Origin of the sequence: Burkholderia sp. BCC1999 (assembly GCF_905339975.1) — a bacterium.
Classification (GTDB): domain Bacteria; phylum Pseudomonadota; class Gammaproteobacteria; order Burkholderiales; family Burkholderiaceae; genus Burkholderia.
Window position 1 is genome coordinate 44,324 of record NZ_CAJPHP010000016.1, and the last position, 15,470, is coordinate 59,793.

General features: G+C 66.1%; 13 protein-coding genes. All 13 read left to right on the forward strand.

Translation table 11 applies throughout. The annotated features are described in order from the left end of the window. Positions 1-38: 38 nt before the first annotated feature. The 13 genes from U5809_RS22945 to U5809_RS23005 all read left to right on the forward strand — a co-directional run bounded on the left by U5809_RS22945 (position 39) and on the right by U5809_RS23005 (position 15,469). A complete protein-coding gene (locus tag U5809_RS22945; RefSeq protein ID WP_322088240.1) occupies positions 39-1,070 on the forward strand; it encodes a Tim44 domain-containing protein in 1,032 nt (343 codons plus the stop codon). A gap of 164 nt (positions 1,071-1,234) precedes the next feature. Continuing rightward, entirely contained in the window at positions 1,235-1,861 is a 627-nt protein-coding gene (locus U5809_RS22950) for an SCP2 domain-containing protein (protein ID WP_322088241.1), read from the forward strand. Positions 1,862-1,873: 12 nt separating this feature from the next. Beyond that, the gene (gene ubiB / locus U5809_RS22955) at positions 1,874-3,451 is read left to right on the forward strand and encodes a ubiquinone biosynthesis regulatory protein kinase UbiB (RefSeq protein WP_322088242.1); all 1,578 of its coding nucleotides are present in this window, start codon (positions 1,874-1,876) and stop codon (positions 3,449-3,451) included. A gap of 17 nt (positions 3,452-3,468) precedes the next feature. After that, positions 3,469-4,095, forward strand: coding sequence for an SAM-dependent methyltransferase (locus U5809_RS22960; RefSeq protein ID WP_322088243.1), 627 nt, complete (start codon positions 3,469-3,471; stop codon positions 4,093-4,095). Positions 4,096-4,190: 95 nt separating this feature from the next. Then, positions 4,191-4,538: an FmdB family zinc ribbon protein gene (locus U5809_RS22965; RefSeq protein ID WP_322088244.1), complete on the forward strand. Its 348-nt coding sequence runs from the start codon at positions 4,191-4,193 to the stop codon at positions 4,536-4,538. 64 nt (positions 4,539-4,602) lie between these two features. Continuing rightward, entirely contained in the window at positions 4,603-5,253 is a 651-nt protein-coding gene (locus tag U5809_RS22970; RefSeq protein ID WP_048242740.1) for a DUF502 domain-containing protein, read from the forward strand. A gap of 67 nt (positions 5,254-5,320) precedes the next feature. After that, positions 5,321-7,123, forward strand: coding sequence for an aspartate--tRNA ligase (aspS, locus tag U5809_RS22975; RefSeq protein WP_322088245.1), 1,803 nt, complete (start codon positions 5,321-5,323; stop codon positions 7,121-7,123). A gap of 158 nt (positions 7,124-7,281) precedes the next feature. Further along, positions 7,282-7,776, forward strand: coding sequence for a dihydroneopterin triphosphate diphosphatase (gene nudB, locus U5809_RS22980; protein WP_322088246.1), 495 nt, complete (start codon positions 7,282-7,284; stop codon positions 7,774-7,776). Then, positions 7,773-9,047: a cardiolipin synthase ClsB gene (gene clsB, locus U5809_RS22985; RefSeq protein WP_282505949.1), complete on the forward strand. Its 1,275-nt coding sequence runs from the start codon at positions 7,773-7,775 to the stop codon at positions 9,045-9,047. The genes nudB and clsB overlap by 4 nt, the downstream gene beginning before the upstream one ends. A 200-nt stretch (positions 9,048-9,247) precedes the next feature. Further along, positions 9,248-9,847, forward strand: a complete 600-nt coding sequence (locus U5809_RS22990) for a TetR/AcrR family transcriptional regulator (protein ID WP_006751498.1) — start codon at positions 9,248-9,250, stop codon at positions 9,845-9,847. Between the two features lie 58 nt (positions 9,848-9,905). After that, positions 9,906-11,693 carry an acyl-CoA dehydrogenase C-terminal domain-containing protein gene (locus tag U5809_RS22995; RefSeq protein WP_322088247.1) on the forward strand — a complete coding sequence of 596 codons (1,788 nt, stop codon included), beginning with the start codon at positions 9,906-9,908 and terminating at the stop codon, positions 11,691-11,693. 113 nt (positions 11,694-11,806) lie between these two features. Beyond that, positions 11,807-14,242 (forward strand): 3-hydroxyacyl-CoA dehydrogenase/enoyl-CoA hydratase family protein, encoded by a 2,436-nt coding sequence (locus tag U5809_RS23000; RefSeq protein ID WP_322088248.1) that lies wholly within the window; start codon positions 11,807-11,809, stop codon positions 14,240-14,242. Positions 14,243-14,269: 27 nt separating this feature from the next. Continuing rightward, complete coding sequence (locus U5809_RS23005; protein ID WP_014896087.1) at positions 14,270-15,469, forward strand: acetyl-CoA C-acyltransferase; 1,200 nt, start codon at positions 14,270-14,272, stop codon at positions 15,467-15,469. Position 15,470 lies beyond the last annotated feature (1 nt).

The window sequence follows — 15,470 nt, forward strand, 5'->3', positions numbered from 1 at the left end:
GTTCTTTCCATACATTCGCCTTACATCTGGAGAAGCTGATGTCCGAAACGCGTTCGTTGTTCAACCGTAGCAAGCCGTCGAAGCCGTGGGCTCGACGGGTCGGCACGCTGCTGATGGTCGGCCTGCTCACGGCCGGCACGTTCGCATCGCTCGACGCTGAAGCCAAGCGCATGGGCGGCGGGCGCAGCATCGGCCGGCAGAATTCCACCGTCACGCAGCGCCAGGCCACGCCGCCCGCGCAGCAGCCGATGCAGCAGGCCGCGCCGTCGCAGGCGCAGCGTGCGAATCCGGCCACGCCCACGCCGGCCGCGCAGCCCAACCGCTCGCGCTGGCTCGGGCCGATCGCCGGCCTCGCGGCCGGTCTCGGCATCGCGGCGCTGCTGTCGCACTTCGGCCTCGGCGGCGCGTTCGCGAGCATGATGGCGAACGTCATCGTGATTGCGCTGCTCGCGATGGTCGGCATCTGGCTGATCCGCAAGTTCATGAACCGCCGTCGCCCGCAAGAGCCGGCGTACTCGGTCGGCGGCTCGGCGTCGTCGTCGGGCGGCTACTCGCAAAGCCCGTCGTTCCAGCAAGGCAATACCGGCAGCAACTATGCCGGCAGCGGCAGCAGCTATGCGAACGAAGCGCAGGGCGTGTTCGGCGGCGGTGCAGCGGCCGCCGGCGCGGCAGCGGCTACGGCGGCACCGCTCCAGGTGCCGGCCGGCTTCGATTCCGAAGCGTTCCTGCGCAGCGCGAAGGTCTACTTCGTGCGCCTGCAGGCGGCGTGGGATCAGGGCAACCTGGCCGACATCCGCGAGTTCACGACGCCCGAAATGTTCGCCGAAATCAAGATCGACCTCGATTCGCGCGGCAACGAGGCGAACCAGACCGACGTCGTGCAGCTCGACGCGGAACTGGTTGCCATCGAGGATCGCGGCATCGAGCAATCGGCGAGCGTGCGTTTCCACGGCCTGATCCGCGAATCGGCGAGCGCGTCGGTCGCACCGTTCGACGAGGTGTGGAACCTGTCGAAGTCGGGCAGCCAGGGCTGGCTGCTCGCGGGTATCCAGCAGATCAACACGCACTGAGCGTGCCCGGCGGCCCACGCCGCCGGGCACCCGGACGACGGCCGCCGCACTGCGACCGCTTGCCGCCCGGGTGTGCGGTCAGGCACGGTCTGCCGACGATCCGACGTTACAATAGAAACCCGCGTGGGCGCCCGGCCTGCGCGGGTTTTTTCTTTCCCAGCCCGATGACCTTTGCCGCCAAGCCATTTGCTGCTGCTGTCAATCACCTGCTCGCGCGCGAATCATGGGCGCGCGACCGCCTGATTCCTTATGCGGGCAAGACTGCCCGGATCGACGTGCCCCCCGTGACGCTCACGCTGCTGGTGCAGCCCGACGGCTATCTGTCGGCCGTCGACGCGCACGATGCGCAACAGGTCGACGTGTCGATCGCGCTCGCCGGCGACACGGTCGCCGCGTTCCTGCAGGGCGGCCAGGCGGCCGTGATGAAGCACGTGAAGATCGAGGGCGACGCGGAATTCGCGACGCAGATCGCGAAGCTGGCCGAGCACTTGCGCTGGGAACCTGAAGAAGATCTCGCGAAGCTGGTCGGCGACGCGGCGGCATACCGGATCGCGACGGTCGTGCGCGACGCCGGTTCGCGCGCGCGACGCACCGGCCGCAACGTGCTCGATTCCGTCGCCGAATACTGGCTCGACGAGAACCCGCAAGTCGTCCGGCGCACGTCGCTCGGCGGCTTCGACGCCGAACTGGCGCGCGCACGCGATGCGCTCGCGCGGGTCGAAAAGCGGGTCGAGCGACTCGAACAAAAAATCGGCGCGCGCACGGGCCCAGGCCCGCGCGGCGCGCACTGAGGGCCGCAGGGCATGCGCATTTTCCGTTTCATCAAGATTGTCTACACCGTCATCCGCTTCGGTCTCGACGAAGTGATGCTGTCCCGGATCGACGACCGGCGCGTGAAGCTGCTGTTGCGGATCACGACGATCGGCCGCCGTTATTCCGATCCGCCCGCCGTGCGGCTGCGTCACGCGCTCGAAAGCCTCGGCCCGATCTTCGTGAAGTTCGGCCAGGTGCTGTCGACGCGTCGCGACCTGCTGTCGGTCGATTTCGCGAACGAACTCGCGAAACTGCAGGACCAGGTGCCGCCGTTCGATTCGGCCGTCGCGATCTCGATCATCGAGAAGTCGCTCGGTGCGCCGGTCGACGAGCTGTTCGACGAATTCGAGCGTGAGCCGATCGCGAGCGCGTCGATCGCGCAGGTGCATTTCGCGAAGCTGAAGCAGGGCGTGCATGCGGGCAAGGCCGTTGCGGTGAAGGTGCTGCGCCCGAACATGCTGTCCGTGATCGACTCGGATCTCGCGCTGATGCGCGACATCGCCATCTGGACGGAGCGCATGTGGGCCGACGGCCGCCGCCTGAAGCCGCGCGAGGTCGTCGCCGAATTCGACAAGTACCTGCACGACGAACTCGACCTGATGCGCGAGGCCGCGAACGGCAGCCAGCTGCGCCGCAACTTCGCGGGCCTCGACCTGCTGCTCGTGCCCGAGATGTTCTGGGATTTCTCGACGTCGCAGGTGCTCGTGATGGAGCGCATGACGGGTGTGCCGATCAGCCAGGTCGAGACGCTGCGCTCGGCCGGCGTCGACATCAAGAAGCTCGCGCGCGAAGGCGTCGAGATCTTCTTCACCCAGGTGTTCCGCGATGGCTTCTTCCATGCGGACATGCACCCCGGCAACATCCAGGTGAGCCTCGACCCGAGTACGTTCGGGCGCTATATCGCGCTCGATTTCGGGATCGTCGGCGCGCTGTCCGATTTCGACAAGAACTACCTCGCGCAGAACTTCCTCGCGTTCTTCAAGCGCGACTACCACCGCGTCGCGACGCTGCACCTCGAATCGGGCTGGGTGCCGCCCGAGACGCGCGTCGAAGAACTCGAAAGCGCGATTCGCGCGGTGTGCGAGCCGTATTTCGATCGTGCGCTGAAAGATATTTCGCTCGGCCAGGTGCTGATGCGCCTGTTCTCGACGTCGCGCCGCTTCAACGTCGAGATCCAGCCGCAGCTCGTGCTGCTGCAGAAGACGATGCTGAACGTCGAAGGGCTCGGCCGCTCGCTCGACCCCGAGCTCGACCTGTGGAAGACCGCGAAGCCGTACCTCGAGCGCTGGATGACCGAGCAGATCGGCCTGCGCGGCTGGTACGAGCGCTTCAAGGTCGAGGCGCCGCAGTGGAGCAAGACGCTGCCGCAACTGCCGCGCCTGATCCATCACGCGATGGCCGCGCGCCATGACGCACCGCGCGCCGCGAGCGAGGACCTGATGCGCCAGATCCTCGTCGAGCAGAAACGTACCAACAGGCTGTTGCAGGCGCTGCTGATCTTCGGCCTGTCGGTCGGCGTCGGCGCGCTGGCTGCGCGCGTGCTGTTCGCGCTCGCGTACGGCGCCTGACCGAAAGGAGCAACGCGATGTCCGATCCGAAGCAACCGGCTGCACCGACGGCCGCCGATTTCGCGACGCGCGACCCCGGCAACGCGTCGTTCTGGGACGAGCGCTTCGAGCGTGGCGTGACGCCGTGGGAATTCGGCGGCGTGCCCGAGGGCTTTCGCGCGTTTGCGCATCGGCTCGAGCCGTGCACGGTGCTGATTCCCGGCTGCGGCAGTGCGCAGGAGGCCGGGTGGCTCGCACAGGCCGGGTGGCCCGTGCGCGCGATCGATTTCGCCGCGCAGGCGGTGGCTGCCGCGAAGGCGCAGCTCGGCGCGCACGCGGACGTCGTCGAGCAGGCCGATTTCTTTACGTACCGGCCGCCGTTCGACGTGCAGTGGGTGTACGAGCGCGCGTTCCTGTGCGCGTTGCCGCCGGCCATGCGCACGGGCTACGCGGCACGGATGGCCGAGCTGTTGCCCGTGGACGGATTGCTGGCCGGCTATTTCTTCGTGATGGCGAAACCGAAGGGGCCGCCGTTCGGAATCGAGCGTGCGGAACTCGATGCGCTGCTCGCGCCGCACTTCGAGTTGATCGAGGATTTGCCCGTGACCGATTCGCTGGCCGTGTTCGAAGGGCATGAGCGCTGGCTCACGTGGCGCCGCCGCTGATGCACGGGCGTAGCGGCCGTTGCCGGATCGCGCCAGGGTTTCGGCTATAATTCAAGGTTTTGCAAGCTGTTTCCAGTTTCCGCGGGAAAAATATCATGCCGATCTACGCCTATCGATGCGAAGCGTGTGGTTTCGCGAAGGACGTGCTCCAGAAGATGAGCGACGCGCCGTTGTCGCAGTGCCCGGAATGCGGGAAGGATGCGTTTCGCAAGCAGGTCACTGCCGCGGGCTTCCAGTTGAAGGGTTCGGGTTGGTACGTCACCGATTTCCGCGGCGGTTCGGGTGGCGCCAGCGCGCCGGCGACCGCGTCGGCTGACGCGGCTGCGGCGGCGCCCGCCGCGGCGGAGCCGGCAGCGGCCGCGCCGGCCGCTGCGAGTTCCGAAAGCACGACGTCGACGAGCGCCGCGCCCGCCCCGGCTGCAGCGCCCGCCGCCAGTAGTTGACCGTCGCGGTCCGACCGGGCCGCGACCACCCCGCGCCGCCGCCGGCGCGGTTCATTGACGGCAGATGATGAAAAAGACGACCCTGAAATCGGTGTTTCTGACCGGCCTGCTGGTTCTCGTCCCGCTCGCGATCACGCTGTGGGTGCTCGGCCTCATCATCGGCACGATGGACCAGACGCTGCTCCTGCTGCCCGAATCGTGGCAGCCCGAGCGGATGCTCGGCTTCCATCTGCCGGGGATCGGCGCGGTGCTGACGCTTGCGTTCATCTTCGTCGTCGGTCTGGCCACGCGGAATTTCGTCGGCCAGAAGCTCGTCACCTGGTGGAACGCGGTCGTGCGTCACATCCCGGTCGTGGGGCCGATCTACACGAGCGTCAAGCAGGTGTCGGACACGCTGCTGTCGAGTAGCGGCAACGCGTTCCGCAAGGCGCTGCTGATCGAATATCCGCGCCGCGGCTCGTATACGATCGCGTTTCTGACCGGCACGCCCGGCGGCGACGTGCTCAATCATCTGACGGAAGAATACGTGAGCGTGTATATCCCGACGACGCCGAACCCGACGTCGGGCTTCTTCCTGATGCTGCCGAAGAGCGAAGTCATCGAACTCGACATGTCGGTCGATGCCGCGCTCAAGTACATCGTCTCGATGGGCGTCGTGGCGCCTCCGGCGCCGGCTCCGGCGCCCGCCCGCCGCCCCGTCGAGCCGCCGCTGTAAGTAAAGAATCATCGCCCGGGCCGCGCGTTGCGGCGCCCGTTGATCAAACCGAACGAAAGCAAACATCATGTCGATGCGTACTGAATACTGCGGTCTCGTGACCGAACACCTGCTGGGCCAAACCGTGTCGCTGTGCGGCTGGGTGCAGCGCCGCCGCGATCACGGCGGTGTGATCTTCATCGACCTGCGCGATCGTGAAGGCCTCGTGCAGGTAGTGTGCGACCCGGATCGCGCGGAGATGTTCGCGACCGCCGAAGGCGTGCGCAACGAGTTCTGCGTGCAGATCAAGGGCCTCGTGCGCAACCGTCCGGAAGGCACGGTCAACGCCGGCCTGAAGAGCGGCAAGATCGAAGTGCTGTGCCACGAACTGAACGTGCTGAACGCGTCGGTCACGCCGCCGTTCCAGCTCGACGACGACAACCTGTCGGAAACGACGCGCCTCACGCACCGCGTGCTCGACCTGCGCCGCCCGCAGATGCAGCACAACCTGCGCCTGCGTTACCGCGTCGCGATCGAGGCACGCAAGTACCTCGACGAGCAGGGCTTCATCGACATCGAAACGCCGATGCTGACGAAGAGCACGCCGGAAGGCGCGCGCGACTACCTCGTGCCGTCGCGCGTGAACGCGGGCCAGTTCTTCGCGCTGCCGCAGTCGCCGCAGCTGTTCAAGCAGCTGCTGATGGTCGCGAACTTCGACCGTTACTACCAGATCACCAAGTGCTTCCGCGACGAAGACCTCCGTGCCGACCGTCAGCCGGAATTCACGCAGATCGACTGCGAAACGTCGTTCCTCGGCGAGCAGGAAATCCGTGACCTGTTCGAAGACATGATCCGTCACATCTTCAAGACGACGATCGACGTCGATCTCGACGCGAAATTCCCGGTGATGCCGTACTCGGAAGCGATGGCGCGTTTCGGTTCGGACAAGCCGGACCTGCGCGTGCAGCTCGAATTCACCGAGCTGACCGACGCGATGAAGGACGTCGACTTCAAGGTGTTCAGCACGCCGGCCAACGCAAAGGACGGCCGTGTCGCGGCACTGCGCGTGCCGAAGGGCAGCGAACTGTCGCGCGGCGACATCGACGGCTACACGGAATTCGTGCGCATCTACGGTGCGAAGGGCCTCGCCTGGATCAAGGTCAACGAGAAGGCGAAGGGCCGCGACGGCCTGCAGAGCCCGATCGTCAAGAACCTGCACGACGCATCGATCGCGGCGATCCTCGAGCGCACCGGTGCTGAAGACGGCGACATCATCTTCTTTGCGGCCGACCGCGCGAAGGTCGTCAACGACAGCCTCGGCGCACTGCGCCTGAAGATCGGCCATTCGGAATTCGGCAAGGCGAACGGTCTCGTCCAGGCCGGCTGGAAGCCGCTGTGGGTCGTCGACTTCCCGATGTTCGAATACGACGACGAAGATGCACGCTACGTCGCGGCACACCACCCGTTCACGAGCCCGAAGGACGAGCACCTCGAGTACCTCGAGACCGACCCGGGCCGCTGCCTCGCGAAGGCGTACGACATGGTGCTGAACGGCTGGGAAATCGGCGGCGGCTCGGTGCGTATCTATCAGGAAGAAGTGCAGAGCAAGGTGTTCCGCGCGCTGAAGATCGGTGCGGAAGAAGCGCAACTGAAGTTCGGCTTCCTGCTGGACGCGCTGCAGTACGGCGCGCCGCCGCACGGCGGTATCGCATTCGGTCTCGACCGCATCGTCACGATGATGGCCGGCGCCGATTCGATCCGCGACGTGATCGCGTTCCCGAAGACGCAGCGTGCGCAGGACCTGCTCACGCAAGCGCCGAGCCCGGTCGACGAGCGTCAGCTGCGCGAACTGCACATCCGCCTGCGTCAGCCGGAACAGCCGAAGGCGTAACGCGTTTGGCACCCGGTCGTGTGTGCGGTCACGCGCACACGACGCACATGAAAAAGGCGCGCGATGCGCCTTTTTCATTTTTTGCGGTACAGTCGCAGCACTTGCCGCCCGTTCGGGGCACATGCCCGACGCACGGCCCTGTGCCGCATGAAACAACGATGACGAAGCCGCCGAAAATCCCCGAATCCGTTCTTGTCGTGATCTACACGCCCGACCTCGATGTGCTCGTGATCAAGCGTGCCGACCAGCCCGATTTCTGGCAATCGGTCACCGGCTCGAAGGACGCGCTGGACGAGCCGCTCGCGCTCACCGCCGCGCGCGAGGTGGCGGAGGAAACCGGCATCGCGATCGGCACGGCGGACGTGCCGGCCAGCGCGCTCGTCGACTGGCGTCACCGGATCGAATACTCGATCTATCCGCAATACCTGCACCGCTATGCGCCGGGCGTCACGCGCAACGTCGAGCACTGGTTCGGCCTGTGCGTGCCGCATCGCGTCGGCGTGACGCTGTCGCCGCGCGAGCACGTCGACCACGCGTGGCTGCCGTTCCGCGAGGCGGCCGCGCGCTGCTTCTCGCCGTCGAACGCCGAGGCGATCCTGCAACTGCCCGCGCGCGTGGCCCTGTCGCGCGCGCCGCACGGCTCGTCCGCATGACGGCGGAAGCCCGCAAGCGCTTCGCGCAATTGCGGCAGATGTTCCTGCAGGAACGCGGCTCCGCCTCGCGGCTCGCGTTCACGTCGGGCAACACCGTGCGGCTGTGCGAGAGCGGCGGCGCGTTCTTCCGGGCCCTGATCGAACGGATCGATGCGGCCCGCGAGCAGGTGATGCTCGAAACCTACATCTTCTGCGACGATGCAGCCGGCCGGCCGGTGTCGGACGCGCTGATCCGTGCGGCGCAGCGCGGCGTGCGCGTGCGCGTGATCACCGACGGCATTGGCACCGCGCGCCTGCCGCTGTTCGACACGTGGGTCGAGGCCGGTGTCGAACACTGCATCTACAACCGCTTCCTGTTCGGCCGCTTCGGCTTCTCGCGCACGCATCGCAAGCTTGCGGTGATCGATCATGCGGCCGCGTTCTGCGGCGGCATCAACATCGTCGACGACTACGCGCAGAACGGCACGACGCTGCCGTTTCCGCGCTGGGATTTCGCGGTCGAGATGGCAGGGCCCGCGGTGTCCGACGTGCGCGCGGCGTTCGAGCTGCAGTGGCACCGGATCCAGTTCGGCCACAAGCCGTATGCCCAGTACGCGGCCGGGTTGCACGGCGGTGAAGCGTTCCCCGACATGTTCCGGCGCTGGATGCGCAGCCACCGGTGGATCAAGGCCGGCGCACTCAGGGTCGTGACGGAGCCGAGCGTCGCGTTCGTCGCGCGCGACAACGTCGTGAACCGCCGCGCGATCGAGAAGGCCTATCTCGCGGCGATCGGCCAGGCGCGCCAGCGGATCCTGCTCGCGAATCCGTACTTCATGCCGGGTCGCAAGCTGCGCCGTGCGCTGACGGGCGCCGCACGACGCGGCGTCGACGTGCGGATCCTGATCGGCCGCAAGGAGTTCGCGGCGCTCGATACGGCCGTGCCGTTCCTTTATCACGCGCTGCTGCGCGCGGGCGTGCGCGTCGCCGAATACGACAAGACGATGCTTCATGGCAAGGTCGCCGTGATCGACGACAACTGGGCGACGGTCGGCTCGTCGAACCTGGACGCGCTGAGCCTGATGCTGAACAATGAAGCGAATGTCGTGCTGGTGCGTTACGATGCTGTCACGAACGAACTGCGCGACGCGATCGCGGCTGCGTTCGCCGATGGCCGGGAAATCGACCCCGCGCGCTTCGCCGCGCGCCCGCGCATCGAGCGTTTGCTGAACTGGCTTGCGTACACCGCATATCGCGTCGTGATGAAGGCGCTGACGGTCGGCGGTTACGACTGACGCAGACTAAGCATTCACTTCAAAATATCTGTCCGCACGTTCGTGCGGAAAAGCCGCTCCGGTCCCGCCGGAATCGCGCAAAATAGCGGCTCGGTTAGACACCGGTTTCTAATAATTTCCTTGTTTCGCGAGCGGCCGCACTCAATAATAGTACGGCCGTTCGATTTTATTCGAACCCCCGAACGGTTACAGAAATAGCTATGCGAAAAGGCGAACAGACGCGTGCCGCGATACTTGAAGCTGCTTTGGACCTCGCCAGCCGTGACGGGCTGGAGGGGCTGACGATCGGCCTGCTGGCCGAGCGCATGCAGATGAGCAAGAGCGGTGTGTTCGCGCACTTCGGATCGCGTGAGGACCTGCAGGTCGAGGTCGTCCGCGAGTATCACCATCGTTTCGAAAACGAGGTGTTCTTTCCGAGCCTGCGCGAGCCGCGAGGCTTGCCGCGCCTTCGGGCGATGCTGGCCCGCTGGACGGAGAAGCGCATCCAGGAGGTGACGACGGGATGCATCTACATCAGCGGTGCGGTCGAGTACGACGACCGGCCTGACAGCCCCGTGCGCGAGCAGTTGATCGCGAGCGTGACAGCCTGGCGTGCCGCGATGCTGCGTGCCATTTCGCAGGCGAAAGAAGAAGGCCATCTGCGTGCGGATACCGATCCGGACCTGATGCTCTTCGAGTTGTACAGCTTCACGCTCGGCCTGCATCACGACGCCCGCTTCCTGCATTCGCCGGACGCCGTGCGCCTCACGTGGGCCGCGCTGGAAAAGACGATTGTTTCGTATCAGAGCGAGAGCCGTTAGCGGCGCGTGACCCGCCCGCCAGGAGCTCGAGCCGTTTTGCCCACCTTTGGAGAGAGTCATGGGACAGTACGCCGCGCCGCTGCGCGACATGCAATTCGTGTTGCACGAGCTTCTGAACGTCGAAGCCGAAGTCAAGCAAATGCCCAAGCATGCGGACCTCGACGCCGACACGATCAACCAGGTCCTCGAGGAAGCGGGCAAGTTCTGCTCCGAGGTACTGTTCCCGCTGAACCAGGTCGGCGACCGCGAAGGCTGCACGTATGAAGGCGACGGCGTCGTGAAGACGCCGACCGGCTTCAAGGAGGCCTACCAGCAATACGTCGAGGCCGGCTGGCCGGCGCTCGGCTGCGATCCGGAGTACGGCGGCCAGGGCCTGCCCGCGTTCGTGAACAACGCGCTCTACGAAATGATGAATTCCGCGAACCAGGCCTGGACGATGTATCCGGGCCTGTCGCACGGCGCCTACGAATGCCTGCACGCGCACGGCGCGCCGGAACTGCAGAAGGCCTACCTGCCGAAGCTCGTGACCGGCGAATGGACCGGCACGATGTGCCTGACGGAGCCGCATTGCGGCACCGACCTCGGCATCCTGCGCACCAAGGCCGAACCGAACGGCGACGGCTCGTACTCGATCAGCGGCACGAAGATCTTCATCTCGAGCGGCGAGCACGACATGGCCGCGAACATCATCCACCTCGTGCTCGCGCGCCTGCCGGACGCGCCGCAGGGCACGAAGGGGATCTCGCTGTTCATCGTGCCGAAATTCATTCCCGACGCAGCGGGCGAGCCGGGCGAGCGCAACGGCATCAAGTGCGGCTCGATCGAACACAAGATGGGCATCCACGGCAACTCGACGTGCGTGATGAACCTCGACAACGCGAAGGGCTGGATGGTCGGCGAGCCGAACAAGGGCTTGAACGCGATGTTCGTGATGATGAACGCGGCCCGTCTCGGCGTGGGCGCGCAAGGTCTCGGCCTCACGGAAGTCGCGTACCAGAACTCGCTCGCGTATGCGAAGGATCGTCTGCAGATGCGCTCGCTGACGGGCCCGAAGGCGCCGGACAAGCCGGCCGACCCGATCATCGTGCACCCGGACGTGCGCCGCATGCTGCTCACGCAGAAGGCCTACGCGGAAGGCGCGCGCGCGTTCACGTACTGGTCCGCGCTGCAGATCGACAAGGAGCTGTCGCACGGTGACGAAGCCGTGCGCAAGGAAGCCGCCGACCTCGTTGCGCTGCTCACGCCGATCATCAAGGCGTTCCTGACCGATAACGCGTTCGAGTGCACGAACCACGCGATGCAGATCTACGGCGGCCACGGCTTCATCTCCGAGTGGGGCATGGAGCAGTACGTGCGCGACGCGCGGATCAACATGATCTATGAAGGCACGAACTCGATCCAGTCGCTCGACCTGCTGGGCCGCAAGGTGCTCGGCGACATGGGCGCGAAGCTGAAGAAGTTCGGCAAGCTCGTGACGGAATTCGCGGAAGCCGAAGGCGTGAAGCCGGAAATGGCCGAGTTCATCAACCCGCTCGCCGACATCGGCGACAAGGTGCAGAAGCTGACGATGGAAATCGGCATGAAGGCGATGCAGAACCCCGACGAAGTCGGTGCTGCGGCCGTGCCGTACCTGCGTACCGTCGGCCACCTGGTGTTCTCGTACTTCTGGGCGCGCATGGCACGCCTCGCCCTCGACAACGAAGCGTCGGGCGACCCGTTCTACAAGTCGAAGCTCGCGACGGCCCGCTTCTACTTCGCGCGTCTGCTGCCCGAAACGGCGTCGACGATCCGCGCCGCGCGCGCCGGCTCGAAGACGATGATGGAAGTCGACGAATCGCTGTTCTGACGCGAGTCCGGGCGGTGCGCGCCGCGCGCCGCCCGAACGCAACGGTTCCTGGTACTCACTTCGCCGTGCAGCCCTCACAACCCGCGCTGCACGACACTATCCGGAGACATCCCGTGAGCAATTTCCTGATTCGCAAGGTCGCCGTGCTGGGCGCCGGCGTGATGGGCGCGCAGATCGCCGCGCACCTCATCAACGCACGCGTGCCGGTGCTGCTGTTCGACCTGCCGGCCAAGGAAGGCCCGAAAAACGCGATCGCGCTGAAGGCGATCGAGAACCTGAAGAAGCTGTCGCCCGCGCCGTTCGGCGTGAAGGACGACGCGAAGTACCTCGAAGCTGCGAACTACGAAGACGACATCGCGAAGCTGGCCGAATGCGACGTCGTGATCGAGGCGATCGCCGAGCGGATGGACTGGAAGCACGACCTGTACAAGAAGGTCGCGCCGCACATCGCGCCGAACGCGATCTTCGCGACCAACACGTCGGGCCTGTCGATCACGAAGCTGTCCGAAGGTTTCTCGGACGAGCTGAAGTCGCGCTTCTGCGGCGTGCACTTCTTCAACCCGCCGCGCTACATGCATCTCGTCGAACTGATCCCGACCACGCATACGCGCCCGGAGATCCTCGACCAGCTCGAAACCTTCCTGACGAGCATCGTCGGCAAGGGCGTCGTGCGTGCGAAGGACACGCCGAACTTCATCGCGAACCGCGTCGGCATCTTCTCGATCCTCGCGGTGATCACCGAGGCCGCGAAGTTCGGCCTGCGCTTCGACGAAGTCGACGACCTGACGGGCAGCCGCCTCGGTCGCGCGAAGTCGGCGACGTTCCGCACCGCGGACGTGGTCGGCCTCGACACGATGGCGCACGTGATCAAGACGATGCAGGACAACCTCGCCGACGATCCGTTCTTCCCGGTCTACCAGACGCCCGCCGTGCTCGCCGAACTGGTGAAGCAGGGTGCGCTCGGCCAGAAGACGGGCGGCGGTTTCTACAAGAAGGAAGGCAAGGCGATCAAGGTGCTCGACGCGAAGACGGGCACCTACGTCGACGCGGGCGCGAAGGCTGACGAAACCGTCGGCCGCATCCTGAAGCGTCCGCCGGCGGAGCGCCTGAAGCTGCTGCGTGAAACGGACCATCCGCATGCGCAGTTCCTGTGGTCGATCTTCCGCGACGTGTTCCACTACATCGGCGTGCATCTCGAGTCGATCGCCGACAACGCGCGCGACGTCGACCTCGCGATCCGCTGGGGCTTCGGCTGGAACGAAGGCCCGTTCGAAGGCTGGCAGGCCGCCGGCTGGAAGCAGGTCGCCGAGTGGGTGCAGGAAGACATCGCGGCCGGCAAGGCGCTGGCAAACGTGCCGCTGCCGTCGTGGGTGCTTGAAGGCCCGGTCGCCGAGAAGGGCGGCGTGCACACGGCCGAAGGCTCGTGGGCGCCGGCTGCGCAGCGCTTCGTGCCGCGTTCGGACCTCGCGGTCTACGACAAGCAGGTATTCCGCGCACCGCTGCTCGGTGAAGCAGGCGCCGATCCGAAGACCTACGGCAAGACGCTGTTCGAGACCGACGCGGTGCGTGCATGGGTCGACGACCGTGCGGGTGAAGACGACGTCGTGATCGTGTCGTTCAAGTCGAAGATGAACACGATCGGACCGAGCGTGATCGACGGCCTCGTGCAGGCGATCGAGCTCGCGGAGAAGGACTACAAGGGCGTGGTGATCTGGCAGCCGACGTCGCTGAAGCTCGGCACGCCGGGCGGCCCGTTCTCGGCCGGCGCGAACCTCGAAGAGGCGATGCCCGCGTTCATGATGGGCGGCGCGAAGGGTATCGAGCCGTTCGTGAAGAAGTTCCAGGAAGGCATGCTGCGCGTGAAGTACGCGAACGTGCCGGTCGTCGCGGCCGTGTCGGGCATCGCGCTCGGCGGCGGGTGCGAGCTGATGCTGCACAGCGCGAAGCGTGTCGTGCACGTCGAAAGCTACATCGGTCTCGTCGAGGTGGGCGTCGGCCTCGTGCCGGCGGGCGGCGGCCTGAAGGAAGCGGCGCTGCGCGCAGCGGACGCCGCGACGGCCGCGAACGCGACCACCGACATCCTGAAGTTCGTCACGAAGTCGTTCGAGAACGCGGCGATGGCGAAGGTCTCGGCGTCCGCGCACGATGCACGTGCGATGGGCTACGTGAAGCCGTCCGACACGATCATCTTCAACGTGTTCGAACTGCTCGACACCGCGAAGAAGGAAGCGCGTGCGCTGGCCGCCACCGGCTATCGCGCACCGCTGCGTGCGAAGGACGTGCCGGTCGCAGGCCGCTCGGCGATCGCGACGATCAAGGCATCGCTCGTCAACATGCGTGACGGCCGCTTCATCAGCGACCACGACTACCTGATCGCGAGCCGCATCGCCGAAGCCGTGTGCGGCGGCGACGTCGAAGCCGGTAGCCTCGTCGACGAGCAGTGGCTGCTCGCGCTGGAGCGCCGTGCGTTCGTCGAGCTGCTCGGCACGCAGAAGACGCAGGAACGGATCATGGGCATGTTGCAGACCGGCAAGCCGGTGCGTAACTGAGCGAGCGGATAAGGCAAGGAGTCTCAAATGAGCAAACAATTGCAAGACGCATACATCGTCGCCGCTAGCCGCACGCCGATCGGCAAGGCCCCGCGCGGTGTCTTCAAGAATACGCGCCCGGACGAGCTGCTGGTCCACGCGATCAGGTCGGCGGTCGCGCAGGTGCCCGGCTTCGACACGAAGCTGATCGAGGACGCGATCATCGGCTGCGCGATTCCGGAAGCCGAGCAGGGCCTGAACGTCGCGCGCATGGGCGCGCTGCTCGCGGGCCTGCCGCAGACGGTCGGCGGCGTGACGGTCAACCGCTTCTGCGCGTCGGGCATCACCGCGCTGGCGATGGCGGCCGACCGCATCCGCGTCGGCGAATCGGACGCGATCTTCGCGGGCGGCTGCGAATCGATGAGCATGGTGCCGATGATGGGCAACAAGCCGTCGATGTCGCCGCACATCTTCGATCGCAATGAAGACTTCGGCATTGCGTACGGGATGGGCCTGACGGCCGAGCGCGTCGCCGAGCAGTGGAAGGTGAGCCGCGAAGACCAGGACGCGTTCTCGGTCGAGTCGCATCGCAAGGCGCTGGCCGCGCAGCAGGCCGGCGAGTTCAACGACGAGATCGCCGCGTACACGATCACCGAGCGTTTCCCGAACCTCGCGACGGGTGAAGTCGACGTGAAGACGCGCGAGATCGCGCTCGACGAAGGCCCGCGTGCGGATACGTCGATCGAAGGCCTCGCGAAGCTGCGCACGGTGTTCGCGAACAAGGGCTCGGTCACGGCCGGCAACAGCTCGCAGACGTCGGACGGCGCGGGCGCGTTGCTCGTCGTGTCGGAGAAGGTGCTGAAGGAATTCAACCTGACGCCGCTCGCGCGCTTCGTGAGCTTCGCGGTGCGCGGCGTGCCGCCGGAAATCATGGGCATCGGCCCGAAGGAAGCGATTCCGGCCGCACTGAAGGCTGCCGGCCTGAAGCAGGACGATCTCGACTGGATCGAGCTGAACGAGGCGTTTGCCGCGCAGTCGCTGGCGGTGATGCGCGACCTCGGCCTCGATCCGTCGAAGGTCAACCCGATGGGCGGCGCGATCGCACTCGGCCACCCGCTCGGCGCGACCGGCGCGATCCGCGCGGCGACCGTCGTGCACGGCCTGCGCCGCCGCAACCTGAAGTACGGGATGGTCACGATGTGCGTCGGCACCGGCATGGGCGCCGCGGGCATCATCGAACGCCTGTAAG

Coding starts and splice junctions, on each gene's coding strand:
- U5809_RS22945 (WP_322088240.1), top strand. CDS start 39: ATGTCCGAAACGCGTTCGTTGTTCAACCGTAGCAAGCCGTCGAAGCCG.
- U5809_RS22950 (WP_322088241.1), top strand. CDS start 1,235: ATGACCTTTGCCGCCAAGCCATTTGCTGCTGCTGTCAATCACCTGCTC.
- ubiB (WP_322088242.1), top strand. CDS start 1,874: ATGCGCATTTTCCGTTTCATCAAGATTGTCTACACCGTCATCCGCTTC.
- U5809_RS22960 (WP_322088243.1), top strand. CDS start 3,469: ATGTCCGATCCGAAGCAACCGGCTGCACCGACGGCCGCCGATTTCGCG.
- U5809_RS22965 (WP_322088244.1), top strand. CDS start 4,191: ATGCCGATCTACGCCTATCGATGCGAAGCGTGTGGTTTCGCGAAGGAC.
- U5809_RS22970 (WP_048242740.1), top strand. CDS start 4,603: ATGATGAAAAAGACGACCCTGAAATCGGTGTTTCTGACCGGCCTGCTG.
- aspS (WP_322088245.1), top strand. CDS start 5,321: ATGTCGATGCGTACTGAATACTGCGGTCTCGTGACCGAACACCTGCTG.
- nudB (WP_322088246.1), top strand. CDS start 7,282: ATGACGAAGCCGCCGAAAATCCCCGAATCCGTTCTTGTCGTGATCTAC.
- clsB (WP_282505949.1), top strand. CDS start 7,773: ATGACGGCGGAAGCCCGCAAGCGCTTCGCGCAATTGCGGCAGATGTTC.
- U5809_RS22990 (WP_006751498.1), top strand. CDS start 9,248: ATGCGAAAAGGCGAACAGACGCGTGCCGCGATACTTGAAGCTGCTTTG.
- U5809_RS22995 (WP_322088247.1), top strand. CDS start 9,906: ATGGGACAGTACGCCGCGCCGCTGCGCGACATGCAATTCGTGTTGCAC.
- U5809_RS23005 (WP_014896087.1), top strand. CDS start 14,270: ATGAGCAAACAATTGCAAGACGCATACATCGTCGCCGCTAGCCGCACG.